General features: G+C 64.4%; 15 protein-coding genes. 11 read left to right on the plus strand and 4 right to left on the minus strand.

Features of this window, described 5'->3' with window-relative positions:
- Position 1: 1 nt before the first annotated feature.
- Positions 2-754 (minus strand): GNAT family N-acetyltransferase, encoded by a 753-nt coding sequence (locus ACVWWD_RS04075; RefSeq protein WP_352548780.1) that lies wholly within the window; start codon positions 752-754, stop codon positions 2-4.
- Between the two features lie 29 nt (positions 755-783).
- Positions 784-2,025 carry a bifunctional glutamate N-acetyltransferase/amino-acid acetyltransferase ArgJ gene (gene argJ / locus ACVWWD_RS04080; protein WP_023770744.1) on the minus strand — a complete coding sequence of 414 codons (1,242 nt, stop codon included), beginning with the start codon at positions 2,023-2,025 and terminating at the stop codon, positions 784-786.
- A gap of 113 nt (positions 2,026-2,138) precedes the next feature.
- Here argJ and ACVWWD_RS04085 point away from each other — a divergent pair, with 113 nt between their 5' ends.
- The 5 genes from ACVWWD_RS04085 to ACVWWD_RS04105 all read left to right on the plus strand — a co-directional run bounded on the left by ACVWWD_RS04085 (position 2,139) and on the right by ACVWWD_RS04105 (position 4,119).
- Positions 2,139-2,666, plus strand: a complete 528-nt coding sequence (locus ACVWWD_RS04085) for a caspase family protein (RefSeq protein WP_352548756.1) — start codon at positions 2,139-2,141, stop codon at positions 2,664-2,666.
- Positions 2,621-2,848 carry a hypothetical protein gene (locus tag ACVWWD_RS04090; RefSeq protein WP_457102920.1) on the plus strand — a complete coding sequence of 76 codons (228 nt, stop codon included), beginning with the start codon at positions 2,621-2,623 and terminating at the stop codon, positions 2,846-2,848. The genes ACVWWD_RS04085 and ACVWWD_RS04090 overlap by 46 nt, the downstream gene beginning before the upstream one ends.
- Before the next feature lie 160 nt (positions 2,849-3,008).
- Positions 3,009-3,176: a hypothetical protein gene (locus ACVWWD_RS04095; RefSeq protein ID WP_352548753.1), complete on the plus strand. Its 168-nt coding sequence runs from the start codon at positions 3,009-3,011 to the stop codon at positions 3,174-3,176.
- Positions 3,173-3,430 carry a hypothetical protein gene (locus ACVWWD_RS04100; RefSeq protein WP_352548752.1) on the plus strand — a complete coding sequence of 86 codons (258 nt, stop codon included), beginning with the start codon at positions 3,173-3,175 and terminating at the stop codon, positions 3,428-3,430. Before ACVWWD_RS04095 ends, ACVWWD_RS04100 begins: the two co-directional genes overlap by 4 nt.
- Before the next feature lie 89 nt (positions 3,431-3,519).
- Positions 3,520-4,119, plus strand: a complete 600-nt coding sequence (locus ACVWWD_RS04105; protein ID WP_023795059.1) for a TetR/AcrR family transcriptional regulator — start codon at positions 3,520-3,522, stop codon at positions 4,117-4,119.
- A 61-nt stretch (positions 4,120-4,180) separates the two neighbouring features.
- On the opposite strand, the gene ACVWWD_RS04110 is transcribed toward ACVWWD_RS04105, so the two are convergent.
- The gene (locus tag ACVWWD_RS04110) at positions 4,181-5,107 is read right to left on the minus strand and encodes a peptidylprolyl isomerase (protein WP_023783549.1); all 927 of its coding nucleotides are present in this window, start codon (positions 5,105-5,107) and stop codon (positions 4,181-4,183) included.
- Positions 5,108-5,368: 261 nt separating this feature from the next.
- Between ACVWWD_RS04110 and secA the strand changes: the two genes are divergently transcribed.
- A complete protein-coding gene (secA, locus tag ACVWWD_RS04115; RefSeq protein WP_023783550.1) occupies positions 5,369-8,101 on the plus strand; it encodes a preprotein translocase subunit SecA in 2,733 nt (910 codons plus the stop codon).
- A gap of 53 nt (positions 8,102-8,154) precedes the next feature.
- Here secA and ACVWWD_RS04120 read toward each other — a convergent pair whose 3' ends face one another.
- Positions 8,155-10,740, minus strand: a complete 2,586-nt coding sequence (locus ACVWWD_RS04120) for a helix-turn-helix transcriptional regulator (RefSeq protein WP_352688524.1) — start codon at positions 10,738-10,740, stop codon at positions 8,155-8,157.
- 213 nt (positions 10,741-10,953) lie between these two features.
- On the opposite strand from ACVWWD_RS04120, the gene ACVWWD_RS04125 reads away from it, so the two are divergent.
- From ACVWWD_RS04125 to ACVWWD_RS04145, 5 genes are all read left to right on the plus strand, one after another.
- Positions 10,954-11,226 (plus strand): DUF4242 domain-containing protein, encoded by a 273-nt coding sequence (locus ACVWWD_RS04125; protein ID WP_023770749.1) that lies wholly within the window; start codon positions 10,954-10,956, stop codon positions 11,224-11,226.
- Between the two features lie 429 nt (positions 11,227-11,655).
- Positions 11,656-12,153 (plus strand): hypothetical protein, encoded by a 498-nt coding sequence (locus ACVWWD_RS04130; RefSeq protein WP_023770751.1) that lies wholly within the window; start codon positions 11,656-11,658, stop codon positions 12,151-12,153.
- Positions 12,154-12,215: 62 nt separating this feature from the next.
- The gene (locus ACVWWD_RS04135) at positions 12,216-12,431 is read left to right on the plus strand and encodes a DUF1127 domain-containing protein (RefSeq protein WP_023783553.1); all 216 of its coding nucleotides are present in this window, start codon (positions 12,216-12,218) and stop codon (positions 12,429-12,431) included.
- A gap of 160 nt (positions 12,432-12,591) precedes the next feature.
- A complete protein-coding gene (locus ACVWWD_RS04140; protein WP_352548742.1) occupies positions 12,592-13,992 on the plus strand; it encodes a lipopolysaccharide biosynthesis protein in 1,401 nt (466 codons plus the stop codon).
- Positions 13,992-15,272, plus strand: coding sequence for a GNAT family N-acetyltransferase (locus ACVWWD_RS04145; protein ID WP_023770754.1), 1,281 nt, complete (start codon positions 13,992-13,994; stop codon positions 15,270-15,272). Before ACVWWD_RS04140 ends, ACVWWD_RS04145 begins: the two co-directional genes overlap by 1 nt.
- Positions 15,273-15,370 lie beyond the last annotated feature (98 nt).

Genomic DNA, 15,370 nt, shown 5'->3' on the forward strand with positions numbered 1-15,370 from the left:
TTCACCCATGACCAGGCGGCCGGCGGTAGTGATAGCGATAGACTTCCTCGAAGCCGAGCGCGCGGTAGAGCGCCAGCGCCGGCGCGTTGCCGGCCTCGACCTGCAGCCAGGCTTCCCGTGCGCCGCGCAGCCTCGCCCATTTCAGTGCTGACAGGATCAGGTTGCGGCCGTGGCCCTTGTTGCGCACCGCCTTGTCGGTAGCGACCTCGAACAGGCCGGCGAGATCGCCGTCATGCACACAGATCAGCGTCGCCAGCGGCTCCGTCCCATCCTCGAGCGCGAACAGCCCGGCTTCAGGCTGGATGGCTCCGATGATCTCCGACAGGCCCGGCCGCAGCGACACGTCCGAGCCGCTGACCTTGAGCAATGCGCCGATGAAGCGGCTGATGTCCTTGAGCGGGATCTGGTCCATGGCGGCGTCGAGTTGCGCATCGGCCAGCGGCAGCCGCATGACCAGCGATTCGTCGAACCGGCTCCACCCCTCCTTGTCGAGATGGCTGGCAAGATCGGGACCCGACAATGGCGACATGCGGAACGTCAGCGGCCGGCCGTACGCGTCGAAACGGCGGCTCGCGCGACCGATGCGGTCGGCGATGTGCTGGATGTCGCCGGGATCGAGCGGATTGACCGAGTTCAGCCGCTTGGCCGGATGACCGGCGGTCAGGCGCACCACCCAGGTGCCGTCATAGTGGACGGCGGCCGCGGGCCAGGCGCGAAAGCCGGCCGCCTCGTAGCGGCGCACGGTCGCGAGCATGCTTGCGGGATGACGCGAAACCAAGGCGATCAGCTCCGGTAGTCGCCATTGATGGCGACATATTCCTTGGTGAGATCGCAGGTCCACACCGTCGCCTTGCCGCGGCCGATGCCGATATCGGCGCGGATGCGGATGTCGTCGCGCTTCATATAGGCCGAGGTCTTTTCTTCCGAATAGCTGGGGTCGCGCTCACCCTCATGCGCCAGCCTGTTGTCGCCGAACCAGATCGACAGCCGGTCGCGATCCGCGGGCTCGCCGGCCTTGCCGACGGCCATGACGACGCGGCCCCAATTGGCGTCCTCGCCGGCGACCGCCGTCTTGACCAGCGGCGAATTGGCGATCGACAGCGCGATGCGTTTGGCCGAGCGGGCCGACTTGGCCCCGGTGACGGTGACCTCGACCTGCTTGCGGGCGCCCTCGCCGTCGCGAACCACCTGCAACGCCAGCGACTTCAGCACCTTGCCGAGCGCCCGGCGGAACTGACCAAGGCGGGCATCCCTGGGATCGGTGATCTCGGGCGCGCCGCGCTTTGCCGCCTTGCCGGTGGCAAACAACAGCAGCGTGTCGCTGGTCGAGGTATCGCTGTCGACGGTTACAGCATTGAACGTCTTGGCCGTGCCGCGCGATAACAGGTCCTGCAGGACAGGAGCCGCGATCGGCGCGTCGGTGGCGATGAAGGACAGCATCGTCGCCATGTCGGGCGCGATCATGCCGGCGCCCTTGGAAATGCCATTGATGGTCACATCGGCGTCGCCGAGCTTGACCGTCGCCGTCGCCACTTTCGGATATGTATCCGTGGTCATGATGGCCTTCGCCGCCTCTGTCCACAGGTCCGGTTTGCCGTCGCTGACCAGCCCGGCGAGCAGATGGCTGAACTTGGTCGTGTCGAGCGGTTCGCCGATGACGCCAGTCGATGCCAGGAAAACCTCGCCTGCCGTGCAGCCCGCGGCCTTCGCCGCCGCTTCGCCCGTCAGCGCGGTGGACTCGCGGCCCTTCTGCCCGGTGAAGGCGTTGGCGTTGCCGGAATTGACGACCAGCACCCGCGCCTTGCCGGAGCCAAGGTTCTGGCGGCAGAAATCAACCGGCGCCGAGGGACATTTCGACTTGGTGAACACGCCGGCGACCGCGGTGCCGGCATCGAACACCATGGCCAGCAGGTCGGTGCGGCCCTTGTACTTTATCCCCGCTTCGGCGGTGGCGATGCGGACCCCTTCGATGGCGGGCATTTTTGGATATTTCTTCGGCGCAAGCGGGGAAATCGTCGTGGACATGCAGACCTCGGGCGGGAAAATCGCAAGGGGAAGGCCGGTTTGCCCGATACGGCGCGCCGGTGCAAGCGCGTTTTCATCGCTCCCGCGGAGGCCAAACCCGTTGAGGATTAAGCTTGCATTTCAAATCCGTTGGCGTCGCCGGGGTGCGTGGCGCTATGATCTTCCTCATGGGCAGGCTTGCAATCCTCGCTTGGGCGTTTCTGGGACTTTTGCTGCTGGGCGCCGATGCCGGGCCGGGGCGGCGCGTGGCGCTCGTCATCGGCAACGGCACTTATGCCGAGGCCGGCACGCTGGCCAATCCGGTCAACGACGCCCTCGACATCGTCGACAAGCTGCGTACCATCGGCTTCGAAGTCATTGAAGGCAACGATCTTGGCAAGCGCGAGGTTGAACGCAGCATCGGCGAGTTCTCCGATGCGCTCGAAGGCGCCGGCGTCGGGCTTTTCTACTATGCCGGCCATGGCCTGCAGGTCGAAGGCCGCAACTATATCGTGCCGGTCGACGCCAGGCTGGACGTGCCGGTAAGCTGCAGCTCGAAGCGGTGCCGATCGACGAAGTCCTCGACATCATGGAACAGCAGGCCAAGGTTAGGCTGGTGTTCCTCGACGCCTGCCGCAACAACCCGTTTGCCCGCAGCTTGAGCCGCACCGCCACCACCCGCTCGGCAACGGCGCTGGCGGGACTGGCGCAGTTCGATTCGACACGCGGCTCCTTCATTGCCTTCGCGACGGCGCCGGGCGCGGTCGCCATGGACGGATCGGGGCGCAACTCACCCTCGCCCAGGCCCTGCTGCGCCACATCGCCGAGCCCGGACAAAGCATGAACGACATGATGATAGCGGTGCGCCGCGACGTGGTCTCCAAACCCGCGAGTCACAGCGCCCATGGGAGCAGGGATCGCTGCTCGAACGCTTCGAGTTCGTACCGGGCGCGGGACCGGTAACGGCACCGGAACCGGCGGCCGCGCCGGCGCTTTCGACGCAGGTGGCGACGCTCGAGCGTTCGGTCGGCGACGACAAAAGCGCGATCGAGAAATTCCTGCGCGACGATTACCTGTCGCCGGACGTCAAGGACATGCGCGCCGCCGTCAAACGGCTTTATGGCCCATCGGCCACCGTCTTCGGCACACCTACGATGCCGAGACGCTTGTGAGTGTGAAGAGCGACTGGTTCGTGCAATGGGCCTCTTGGTCGCTTGGCCTGGAACCCGGCAGCCTGGAGGTTACCCCGCAGGGCGAGAGCAGCGCTCAAGCCGTCTTTGCCATGAGCTACGACTACACGCCAAAGGACAAGCCGGCGGCGCGCGTAGCCGGCAGCGCGGCTGACGCTGGAATTGGTCAAGACCGAGAAGGGATCACGCATCGTGTCGGAGACGTCGCGGGCGATGTGACGACCACCGTCGGATGACGGCGCCGGCACCTCGCCAAAAAACGGGTCGTTTCGTTTCATCGCGGGATCGCTTATCATTGCCGCGAATTGAAACGGGGACGACAGGCATGGCCGAGGAGGCGGATACGGCGCGCAGATCGATCGGTGCGCGGCGCAATCCCGACAGTGCGGACGCCATTCTGGAGGCTGCCGAGGCAGTGCTGGTCGAAGGCGGCTATGCCGGCTTCTCGATCGAGGCCGTGGCGCGCCGCGCGCGCGCCGGCAAGCCGACCATCTATCGCTGGTGGCCAAGCAAGGCGGCATTGCTGCTCGAAGTTTATCAGCGCCAGAAGCGCGTCGACATTCCAGACAGCGGAAGCTTGGAAGAAGACCTCGTCGGCTTCCTGAAAAACCTGTTCGCGCATTGGCGCGACACGCCTTCGGGCAGCGTGTACAGGTCGCTGATTGCCGAGGCGCAATCGGATGAGACCGCCGGCGCGGCGCTCGCCGGCTATGCCACCGGGCGCCGGACTCACAACAGCCTGATCGTGGACCGCGCCAAGGCAAGGGGTGAGATTGCCGACGATATCGATTCAGAGGTGGTGGCCGATCTGATCGGGTCCTTCGCCTGGAAGCATCTTTTGACCAACCGCCTCGATGTGGATGAAACCACGATACGAACCGCTGTTGGCTATGTCACGCGAGGCATCGTCACGCCCAAGCCCTAAAGAACGGCAAAAAAATAGGCGCGGCGAGCAATCACTCGCCGCGCCTTCGCGATTGCGTGTGTTACTTGGCGCTTTCCAGCGTGTCGACGGCCTTTTTCAGATTGGCGTCGGGGATCTCGACCTTGGCGCCGCCGCGCAGCGACTTGACCAGCGCGAAATACTTGTCGCGGATGACGGCTTGCTTGGCCTGATCCTTGACGTCGTCGAAGGCCGGCGGCTGCTTGGCGCGCTTGTCCTCGAGCTTGATGACATGCCAGCCGAACTGCGTCTGCACTGGCTCCTTGGTGTATTTGCCGACCTCGAGCGCGGAGGCCGCCTTGTCGAACTCCGGCACCATCTGGCCAGGTCCGAACCAGCCGAGATCGCCGCCATTGGACTTGCCCGAGGGATCGCTGGTGTGCTCGTTGGCGAGCTTCTGGAAATCGCCGCCGCTGTCGAGCTGCTTGATGATCGCCTCGGCCTCTTCCTTCGTCTTCACGAGGATGTGACGGGCATGCACCTCGTTGACCGGCGGCGTGTTGGCGATTTCCTGGTCGTAGCGGGCGCGAACCTCGGCGTCGGTGACCTTGTCGACCACACCCTTCTCAACCATCTCGCCATGCAGCGCGCGCTGCTGCAGGAAAGCCATGCGGCGCTGGAAGTCAGGATCCTTATCGAGACCGTCGGTGACCGCCTTGGCTGCCATGACGCGGATTTCGATGGCCGCCGAAAGTGCCGCGGCGCGGCGCTGCTCGGGCGGCAATTGCGCGAACTGCTGCGACAGCTCGCCTTCGGCAAGCACCAGATCGGCCTCGGTCAAGGGCTGGCCGTTGACGGTGGCGATCACGGTATTCGGGTCGACGGGCGCCGCGGCCGGGGCGGCCGCGTCCGCCGGGGCGGCCGGAGCGGGAGCGGTCTCCTGCGCGGTGACAGGCGACAGGCAAAGAGCCGACAGGCCGAGGGCCAGGCCAAGGCTGGCAAGCGACGCACGGCTGAACAACAAGGACATAAGGATGACTCCGGTCAGGGATTGTAGGGAGGGTGGCTTCCAGATCAGCCAGATTGTGGCGGAATTTGGCGCGACCGGCAGGGCCAGCGCGGCGTTGACATCAGTTGAGCCCCCTCTTATCTGTCCATCGACTTGGCGTCCAGAACCGTTTTCCGGGCGCTTTTTGTGTTTGCCCGTATTCAGGCGGTGCGTTCACGTGGATGTGATGGGGCCGGCCGGCGTCCGTCTCAAGATTGAGAATTCTATCGAAAGGACCATTGGATGGTCAGTCTCGGCGGTCTCGCCCGTAAGGTTTTCGGTTCCTCCAACGACCGTCGGGTCAAATCGACCCGCCCCCGTGTCGAGGCGATCAACGCCATGGAAAACGAGATGCGGGCGCTCTCCGATGCCGAGCTTGCCGGCCGCACGGAAAAATTTCGCCAGGATATCGCCAACGGCGCCAGCCTCGACGATCTGCTGGTCCCGGCCTTCGCAACCGCCCGCGAGGCCGCGCGCCGCGTGCTTGGCATGCGCCCCTTCGACGTCCAGCTGATCGGCGGCATGGTGCTGCACAATGGCGGCATCGCCGAGATGCGCACCGGGGAGGGCAAGACCCTGGTCGCGACGCTGCCGGTCTATCTCAACGCGCTCGCCGGCAACGGCGTCCATGTCGTGACCGTCAACGACTATCTCGCCACCCGCGACTCCGAATGGATGGGCCGCGTCTATAAATTCCTCGGCCTCTCGGTCGGCGTTATCGTCCACGGCCTATCGGACGAGGAGCGTCGCGTCGCCTACGCCTCCGACGTCACCTACGCCACCAACAACGAACTCGGCTTCGATTATCTGCGTGACAACATGAAGTACGAGCGCGTCCAGATGGTGCAGCGCGGTCACAATTACGCGATCGTCGACGAGGTCGATTCCATTCTGGTCGACGAAGCGCGCACGCCGCTGATCATTTCCGGTCCGCTCGAGGACCGTTCGGAAATGTACAACACCATCGACACCTTCATCATCCAGCTGCAGCCGCAGGATTATGAGATCGACGAGAAGCAGAAGACCTCGATCTTTACCGAGGAAGGCACCGAGAAGCTGGAGAACATGCTGCGCGATGCCGACCTGCTCAAGGGCGAGTCGCTCTACGACGTAGAGAACGTCGCCATCGTCCACCACGTCAACAACGCGCTGAAGGCGCACCGGCTGTTCCAGCGCGACAAGGACTACATCGTGCGCAACGGCGAGATCGTCATCATCGACGAGTTCACCGGCCGCATGATGCCCGGCCGCCGCTATTCGGAAGGCCTGCACCAGGCGCTGGAAGCCAAGGAGCACGTGGCGATCCAGCCGGAGAACCAGACGCTCGCTTCCGTCACCTTCCAGAACTACTTCCGCCTCTACAAGAAGCTTTCCGGCATGACCGGCACGGCGCTGACCGAAGCCGAGGAATTCGGCAACATCTACGGTCTCGAAGTCACCGAGATCCCGACCAACCTGCCGGTCATCCGCAAGGACGAGGACGACGAGGTCTACCGGACGGTCGAGGAGAAGTACAAGGCGATCGTCAGGGAGATCCGCGAAGCCAGCGCCAAGGGTCAACCGACACTGGTCGGTACGACCTCGATCGAAAAGTCCGAGCAGTTGGCCGAGCGCCTGCGCAAGGAAGGCTTCACGGATTTCGAGGTTCTGAACGCCCGCCATCACGAGCGGGAAGCGGCAATCGTCGCCCAGGCAGGCAAGCCCGGCGCCATCACCATCGCCACCAACATGGCCGGCCGCGGTACCGACATCAAGCTCGGCGGCAATGCCGAGATGCGCATCGCCGACGAACTGGGCGACATGCCCGAAGGCCCCGAACGCGAGGCGCGCGAAAAGGAAATCAATGCCGACATCGAGCGCCTGAAGGAAAAGGCGCTGGCCGCCGGCGGCCTATACGTGCTTGCCACCGAGCGCCATGAATCGCGCCGCATCGACAATCAGCTCAGAGGCCGCTCTGGCCGCCAGGGCGACCCCGGCCGCTCGAAATTCTTCCTGTCGCTGCAGGACGATCTGATGCGCATCTTCGGCTCCGAGCGCATGGACGGCATGCTGCAGAAGCTCGGGCTCAAGGAAGACGAGGCGATCATCCATCCATGGATCAACAAGGCGCTGGAAAAGGCGCAGAAGAAGGTCGAGGCGCGCAACTTCGACATCCGCAAGAACCTGTTGAAATATGACGACGTCTCCAACGACCAGCGCAAGGTGGTGTTCGAGCAGCGCATCGAGCTGATGGACGGCGAGGGCCTTTCGGAGACCATCGGCGAGATGCGCGCGGGCGTCATCGACGAGATCGTCGCCAAGGCCATTCCCGAAAACGCCTACGCCGAACAGTGGGATGTCGCCGGCCTGAAGGCCGAGGTCGCCGAATTCCTCAATCTCGACCTGCCGATCGAGGACTGGGTGAAGGAAGAAGGCATCGCCGAGGACGACATCCGCGAGCGCATCTCTCAAGCCGCCGACGCCGCCGCACAAGAACGCGCCGACCGTTTCGGTCCCGAGGTAATGAACTATGTCGAGCGCTCCGTGGTGCTGCAGACGCTCGACCATCTGTGGCGCGAGCATATCGTCAATCTCGACCATCTGCGTTCGGTCGTCGGCTTCCGCGGCTACGCCCAGCGCGATCCGCTGCAGGAATACAAGAGCGAGGCGTTCGAGCTGTTCCAGGCGATGCTCGGCAATCTGCGCCAGGCCGTCACCGCGCAGCTGATGCGAGTCGAACTGGTCCGCCAGGCCGCCGAAGCGCCGCCGCCGGAAGCGCCCGACATGTTCGGCACCCATATTGACGGCACCACCGGCGAGAATGATTTCGAAGGTGGCGAAACGGCCCTTCTGGTACGCCAGGAAAGCACCGCCATCGTCGCTCCCGAGGATCGCGACCCAAACAACCCCGAGACCTGGGGCAAGGTCGGCCGCAACGAAGCCTGCCCCTGCGGCTCCGGCAAGAAATACAAGCACTGCCACGGGACCTTCGCGTAAAGACCGCGAAATCGGTGTTCCCGGACTTCTGATCCGGGGAGGCTTCCATATTGTCAGATCAGCCCGGAATCTCGCGCGGCGGCGGTCGCCTCGCCGCGCGAAACGGCGTCCAGCTTGCCCAGCACCGCTGAGACATGATGATCGACGGTCTTCGGTGAGATGGTTAGGTGCTCGGCGATTCTCTTGTTGGAGAAACCGCGCTCGATCAGGTGCAGAACCTCCATTTGGCGGAGCGTCAGGCCAGCGTGATTGGCGCGTGTGCTCTGCCGCGGTCCCCTGGCGATGTTATGGACGCCATTCTGCCGCATGACGGCGCGGACGTGCTGCGCCACCGGCCGGGCACCGAGCCCCTCGAATATGTCCAGGGCCAGGCGCAGCGCCGGCTCGTCGCCGTACAACAGGGCGAGCGCCCGTTCGAACGGAGCGCCCAGCCGGGCCCACAGCATCGCGGCACCACGCCAGTCGCCGGTGAGCAGCAGGCGGTAGGGCTCCGCCATGCCGGTCGTGTCGCCAGGATTGCTGGCAGGTGACAAGAGCAGCCGCCAGACGGCCAACTCGGCGAACATCGCCCTCGTCGGCGACAGGCTTTCGGCCAGATCGATCAGGCGAAGTGCCTCTTCGGAGTCGCCTTGCCCTAGCCATGCCAGTTCGGCCATCGATGCCGTGTAGGGCACCAGCCGCTGCAGCTCCATTCCCTTGTCTAGGAACCGCTTCATTTCGTCCAGCACGGGCGCGGCCGGATCGCCTCGTCTTATGCGCAATTTCGCCAGCGCGACCAAGGATGGGTAACGCACCAGGGCCGTGGTCGCACTATCGTCGATGATGTCGTGAGCCATCGCGGCCGCATCGTCCCAAAGGCCGCGTCGCAAAAGCAATTGCGCCTGCACGCCCCGCATATAGTCCCGCCAGGTCGCGAGGTCATTTTCGACGCAATAGGCAATGCCCCGGTCGAGAAAGGATTGCGCCCGGACAAGGTCGAGCTGGTTCATTTCGGCGCAGGCACAATTGGTGAAGCCGCGTGCGGCGTGCTCCTGGAAGTTCTGCCCGAGCGCGATGTCAAGACTGCGGGCGAGGTGCAGCCGGCCCTTGGCCAGGTCTAGCCACTGTTCGGCGGAGCCAAGATTGTTCAGCGCATGACAGACTATTTCCGGCTTGTTCAACCGTTCGGCCAAACCGACTGCCTTGCAGCCGAGCAGCAGCGTCTCGTCGAGCTTCTCGGCCAGCATCGCCAGCTGCGAGAGATTGGAATAGGCCATGGCAAGCTCCGGACTGGCCGGCGCCTGTTCCAGCAATTCCACCGCCTGTGCCCCGAACAGGTCCGCCTGTTCTCGGTCACCCACCAGATAGGCGAAGCGCGACAGGCATCTGAGGCTGTCGCCCTCCCTGAGCGTGTCCCCCAACGCCTGCTGCAACCGCCGCGCCTGGCCCTGCGCCTCGATGGCCGTATCGATGCGGCCGATCAGATGGCATTCAAAGGCATAGCCCTCGTAAAGCCTCGCCCTGTCGCCCATGGGCAGGCTGTCGGCGTGCCGTAGGGCGACTTCGTAATAGCCGGCCGCATCGCGATGCGCGCCGACCCGGGAAGCCTCGCCCGCCGCGAGCGGGGCAAGCTCGCGTACGGCTTCCAAATTCTGGGCCTCCACCGCATGGTGCACAAGTCTTGCGGTAGCCACCTCGACGTTTTCCTGCAGTGCGGAAAGCGCGCGCTGGTTGAATTCGCGCCGATGGCTCGGCGTCAGCGCCATCTCGACGGCGCGACGGGCGATCTCGTGGCGGAAGGCATAGCCATCGCCGAGATCGTCGAGCAGGCCGTTCGATACACATTCCGCCAGCTGGCCCGCGCTGGCGACACCACAGAGGCCGCGCAGCGCCCAGACATCGGCGCGGCGCGGAAACACCGACACCGCGTCGAGCATCGAGCGCCCGCCCCGCGACAGGCGCTCGGCACGCGCCAGCACAGCGTCGCGGACGCTGGCCGGCGGGATCATCTCGCTTTCGGCAGCCAGCAACTCGGTGACGAAGAAGGCGTTGCCCGCGGTGGCGCGGTAGATTGCGCTGCCGTCGCGGTTGGCTGCTTCGGCAAGCGACAACACCGCCGCTTCGGTGAGCAGCGGCACTTCGATACGCTGGACGTTGGCGGCCGGAATTTCACCGAGCACCCGACGCGCGCGCATCTGCCCTTCGCTACGGTCGGTGCGTGCCGTGAACAGCACCAGCATATGGGTGTTGGCGATGCGTCGGCCCAGGAAACGGACGAAATCCAGGGTCGCGTCGTCGGCCCAGTGCATATCCTCGATGACCAGCAGGCCCGGACGAGACTTCGCCTCGAAAACCTCGAGAGCGTCAGAAAACAAGGGCAGCCGCTGGCCTTGCCGGTCATCGATCGCCCGGGGCAGTGCCCACTGCGCGTCCCGGGCCAGATCATAGAGGGGTCCCAGCGGATCGGGAATCGACAGATCCTCGCAGGCGCTGCGGAATATGGAAACGTGCTGCCCAACACCGCTTACGAACGCCTCCACGAGTGCCGTCTTGCCGGCGCCGGCCTCACCCAGCAATGCCGCCACGCGGCCGCGACCGAGCGCCGCCGCCGCGAGCAGTTCCTCCAAATGTTCAAGTTGCGCCTGCCGCTCCAGAAGCATCGTTACTGGCCGATGAGTATCGTCGTCAAACCCATCCCCCAAGATACCCACGCTCCGGTATCCGCAGTGTGGCTCCAAGATCAAACGTCGAAAACATAGGGAATCGTCCTGCGAAATATGGGGAAAGGCTCCGATGCGCGCTTTCGAAGGCCATGGTTCTTCTCCGACCGCGCTCACTTCGAGCGTGAATCAATCGTAAAAGGAAGCCATTCCATGCCTCGCTATCTGATCGAACGGACATTCCCCGACGGACTCAACCTTCCGATGAACGACATCGGCGCAACGGCGCTTGGCGGTATCATCATGCGCAATGCCGAGAAGGGGGTCACCTGGGTGCAGTCCTTCGTCTCGCCCGACAAGAGCAAGAGTTTCTGCATCTACGACGCCCCCTCGCCGGAAGCCATCCGCAGCACGGCGCAGAAGAATTCTCTGCCGGTGGACAAGATCACCGAGGTGAGGGTCCTGGACCCCTACTTTTATCGCTGATCCGATGGACCAAGGTTGGAGCGATGAGCGTGAAATTGTCCTGGGCAATGATAGCAGTCGGTTTTCCCTGTCGTTCCTTCCCGAAACGGCGGCCGCCGTCGTGGCGTTCGACCCCGCACCCCACCGGCGCGGTCTCGCATCGCGGATTGTCTCCGCGCTGCTATCGGCATTGCGAGGCCGGCGCAGGTGCCTGCCTCCGCAAGACGATTATTTGAGACGGGACATCGGTCAGCCGGAGCACGAGATGCGGCGGGACTACTGGGAATACTGGTGGTGGCACCAATGAGACCGCGGTCCGGTTAGACGGGATGGACGAGGTCGAACCCCTCCCGCACTGCCACTCCCATGCCGCGGGCTTCTGCAACCAGGCCTGGCCTTGATGGCCGGCCTGGGCGCCTGCCGGATCATCAACAATCAATGGAGAACAAAATGAACGTCAATTTCTGGCGCCTTGCCGCACTGTTCATCACGTCGATCGCCTCCACCGCCGCATCGGCGGGGAAGAGCAATCCGCTTGCCGACGAGGTGCGGGCGGCCAACAGCCGCTTCGCCAACGTCGCGGCGGCCACCGCCGAGGGCTATGCGCCGATACCTTGCGCCAGTGGCATCACTGGCGGCGCCATGGGCATTCATTACGTCAATGGCGCCTATCTGAAGGACGATGCGATCGACGTCGCCAAACCGGAGGCCGTGATGTACGAGCCGATGTCCGACGGCACGCTGAAGCTGGTGGCTGTCGAATACATCACCGCGAAGGGTCCGGCCTCGCTTGAAGGCCAGTTGTTCAACTTCAACAGCGCTCCCAACCGCTATGGCCTCGGCCCTTTCTACGAACTTCATGTCTGGGCCTGGAAGCAAAACCCGACCGGCGCCTTCGCCGACATGAACCCGAACGTCTCGTGTGACGCCATGAAAAAGGCCGACTGACGGCACCCGGCCTGCCGGTCCAGGTCCCGGCAGGCCTTTCGCGCGCACCGCGAGGAGAGATCATGCCCGAAATCGATGTCGTCCTGGCGAGGCCGCGCACCAAAATTTTCCGCCTGATGGCCGTTGCCGCTTGGCTTGTGCACGGGCGGCGCCTACGGCATGGCCGGCGTCGCCTTGAGACCATGCCCGATTTCATGCTGAAGGATATCGGTATCAGCCGTTGCGCGATCGACCATGTCGCACGCGCGGAGAGACGGGCCGCCGGTAGACTCGACTGATTAAAAAACGGCGCCGCGCCTGTCTCGCCTTTGCGGCACCTTCACCCGTTCGTCATCGCTCGACTTTCGGCCATTGCGCACGCCTCCCCACCCACGCTTTCTTAAGGTGTTTTCGCTACACCAAAGCCTGAAAAGAGGCGGAAAACGGAGAGAAATCGGGGTGCGCTTTTCCGCGGCCACGACTGCCGGGCGGTTCTTGCCGCAGCGTTTGGCGCTGCGCATGGAGCCTTTGCTTGGACGCCTCGACGCCGTGCTGTTCCCCGCCGACGAGCGCGGCGAAGCCGGCCGGATGTCGGTCATCGCCTTCTCCATCCGCATCGTCAGTGCCGTCATCGCCTTTATCAGCCAGGTGCTGATGGCGCGCTGGATGGGTTCGTTCGAATACGGCATCTTCGTGCTGGTCTGGGTGACAATGGTCATTGTCGGCAACCTCGCCTGCCTCGGCTTCCACACATCGGTCATCCGCTTCATCCCCGAATACCGCGAGCGCGGCCTGATGAACGAATTGCGCGGCATCGTCGTTGCGAGCCGCCTGTTCGTGCTGATCGCCTCGACGGTCATCGCCGGGCTCGGCGCCCTCGGCGTCTGGCTGGCCGCGCCCTGGATCGAAAACTACTACGTGATACCGTTCATCCTCGGTGTCATCTGCCTGCCGATGATCGCGCTGTCGGATTTGCTGCAAGGGCTGGCGCGCGCCAATTCATGGGCGTTGTTCGCGCTGTCTCCGACCTACCTGATCCGGCCGGTGCTGATCCTGCTGTTCATGGCGCTGATGCTTTGGGCGGGCTACGCCCCCGACGCGCGGACGGCGATCTTCGCCTCGATCGCCGCTACCTACGCCACCACGCTGACCCAGCTCATCGGGGTCACCCAGCGCATGGAAAGGCAAATTCCGGCCGGCCCGATGAAAGTGCATTTCGCGCAATGGTTCGTCGTCTCACTGCCGATCTTCCTGGTTGAGAGCTTCTTCTTCCTGCTCACCAACGCCGATGTGCTGATGGTCGGCGCCTATATGGATCCCAATGATGTCGCCGTCTATTTCGCCACGGTCAAGACGCTGGCGCTGGTGCATTTCGTCTATTTCTCGGTCAAGGCCGGCGTTGCCCAACGCTACGCGCAGTTCACCCATGGCGAGCCGCAAAAGCTTGCCGCCTTCGCCCGCGAGACGGTATCGTGGACCTTCTGGCCCTCGCTGCTGATGGCGTTCCTGGTGCTGGCGCTGGGCGAACCGATGCTGGTGCTGTTCGGCCCCGAATTCACGTCGGGCTATCCGCTTCTGTTCCTGCTCGTGTTCGGGGTCGTGGCGCGCGCAGCCGTTGGCCCCTGCGAAAGCCTGCTCACCATGAGCGGCAACCAGAATGTCTGCGCCGCAGTCTATGCCATGACATTGGCCTTCAATATCGGACTCAACGTGGTGCTGATCCCGCATTTCGGCCTGTGGGGCGCGGCCATGGCCACCGCCTTTGCCATGATCTTCGAGGCCGGCGCGCTGTCCTTCACGGTCTGGCGCAAGCTCGGCATCGTCATGGCGATCTTCGCGCCAGCCAAAGGAGCCGCCTGATGGCCGCCATCCCTCTGCTCGAGGAAACCAGCGGCGGTCCCGCCGGCGCCATGGTGTCCGGCCTTGCCGGGCTGGCGCGCGACGCCGATCCCGCCCATATCGAGATCCTCGCCAACAACCGGCCCGAGCGCAAACTCGCCATCTACCCGGCGTCGGCCGGCTTCGACCTTGTCGAGGAACTGGACTATCTCTGCGCCCGCACGATCGAGCCGAACGTCTTCTTCAACCCGCGTTTCCTGGCGCCGGCCATGCCCCGGCTGGAAGACCGCGAAGTGCGCCTTGCCGTGATCCGCGACGGCGATGAATACCGCAACCGACTGCGGCTGCTGGTGCCGATCTCGGTGGAACGGCCGGTGGTGCCGCTCGGCGTACCTGTCATGCGCACCTGGTCGAGCCCGTTCGGCCCGCTCGGCACGCCGCTGATCGACCGCGACGACCCGGTCGGCGTGGTCGAGGATTTCTTCTCGATGCTGTCGCGCCCGCATTTGAAAATGCCGAAAGTCCTGATCCTGCCCGACATCAGGCTCGACGGTCCGGTGGCGAGCCTGATCGCCACCGTGGCCGAAACCCGTGGCCTGACACTGGTCACCACGGGCCAGACTTCACGCCCCGTGCTGGAGAGCGAACTCGACGGCGACGACTACCTCAAGGCTTCGCTGCGCGCGCACCATTATCGCGAATTCCGCCGCCTGAAGCGGCGCCTTGGCGATCTCGGCAAGCTCGAACATGCCGTGGCACGCGGCCCCGAGGAAATCCGCCACGCCATCGAGCACTTCCTGACGCTGGAGGCGTCCGGCTGGAAAGGCCGCGAGCGCACCGCCATGGCGATCGACCGCTTCCGCGCCGCCTTCGCCCGCGAGGCGGTGCACCGGCTCGCCGAACAGGACATGTGCCGCATCCATTCGCTGACGCTCGACGGCCGTACCGTCGCTTGCCTGATCGTCTTCGTCGAGGCCGGCGTCGCCTACACTTGGAAAACGGCCTATGACGAGACGCTGGCTGCCTATTCGCCCGGCACGCTGCTGATGATCGAGGTCACAAGACAGCATCTCGACGATCCCAACATCATGATGACCGACTCCTGCGCCGTGCCCGACCACCCGGTGATGAGCCGGCTGTGGAGCGAGCGCAAACCGGTCGGCACGCTGGTCATCGGGTTGACCAGGGATGCCGACCGCCTCGCCCGCCAGGCCGCCTCTCAGTTGCATCTCTATCGCGAGACCCGAAATATGGCGCGCCTGCTGCGCAACCGGATGAAGAGTTTGCTCAAGAGGCGGTAAGAAGGCCCCGCTCCTTTTGAAGGGCTCCTTCCGTGCCCGGGTGCCAGCCGGCGCCCGCCGGCATGAACGCCTCTCCGGGAGCCCCGGATAGGCCGCCT

The organism is Mesorhizobium sp. URHB0026 (genome assembly GCF_054059755.1).

What these genes read in the sequence shown, in the direction of transcription:
- ACVWWD_RS04075 (WP_352548780.1), bottom strand. Translation starts at nt 754, where the DNA reads ATGCTCGCGACCGTGCGCCGCTACGAGGCGGCCGGCTTTCGCGCCTGG.
- argJ (WP_023770744.1), bottom strand. Translation starts at nt 2,025, where the DNA reads ATGTCCACGACGATTTCCCCGCTTGCGCCGAAGAAATATCCAAAAATG.
- ACVWWD_RS04105 (WP_023795059.1), top strand. Translation starts at nt 3,520, where the DNA reads ATGGCCGAGGAGGCGGATACGGCGCGCAGATCGATCGGTGCGCGGCGC.
- ACVWWD_RS04110 (WP_023783549.1), bottom strand. Translation starts at nt 5,107, where the DNA reads ATGTCCTTGTTGTTCAGCCGTGCGTCGCTTGCCAGCCTTGGCCTGGCC.
- secA (WP_023783550.1), top strand. Translation starts at nt 5,369, where the DNA reads ATGGTCAGTCTCGGCGGTCTCGCCCGTAAGGTTTTCGGTTCCTCCAAC.
- ACVWWD_RS04120 (WP_352688524.1), bottom strand. Translation starts at nt 10,740, where the DNA reads ATGCTTCTGGAGCGGCAGGCGCAACTTGAACATTTGGAGGAACTGCTC.
- ACVWWD_RS04125 (WP_023770749.1), top strand. Translation starts at nt 10,954, where the DNA reads ATGCCTCGCTATCTGATCGAACGGACATTCCCCGACGGACTCAACCTT.
- ACVWWD_RS04130 (WP_023770751.1), top strand. Translation starts at nt 11,656, where the DNA reads ATGAACGTCAATTTCTGGCGCCTTGCCGCACTGTTCATCACGTCGATC.
- ACVWWD_RS04135 (WP_023783553.1), top strand. Translation starts at nt 12,216, where the DNA reads ATGCCCGAAATCGATGTCGTCCTGGCGAGGCCGCGCACCAAAATTTTC.
- ACVWWD_RS04145 (WP_023770754.1), top strand. Translation starts at nt 13,992, where the DNA reads ATGGCCGCCATCCCTCTGCTCGAGGAAACCAGCGGCGGTCCCGCCGGC.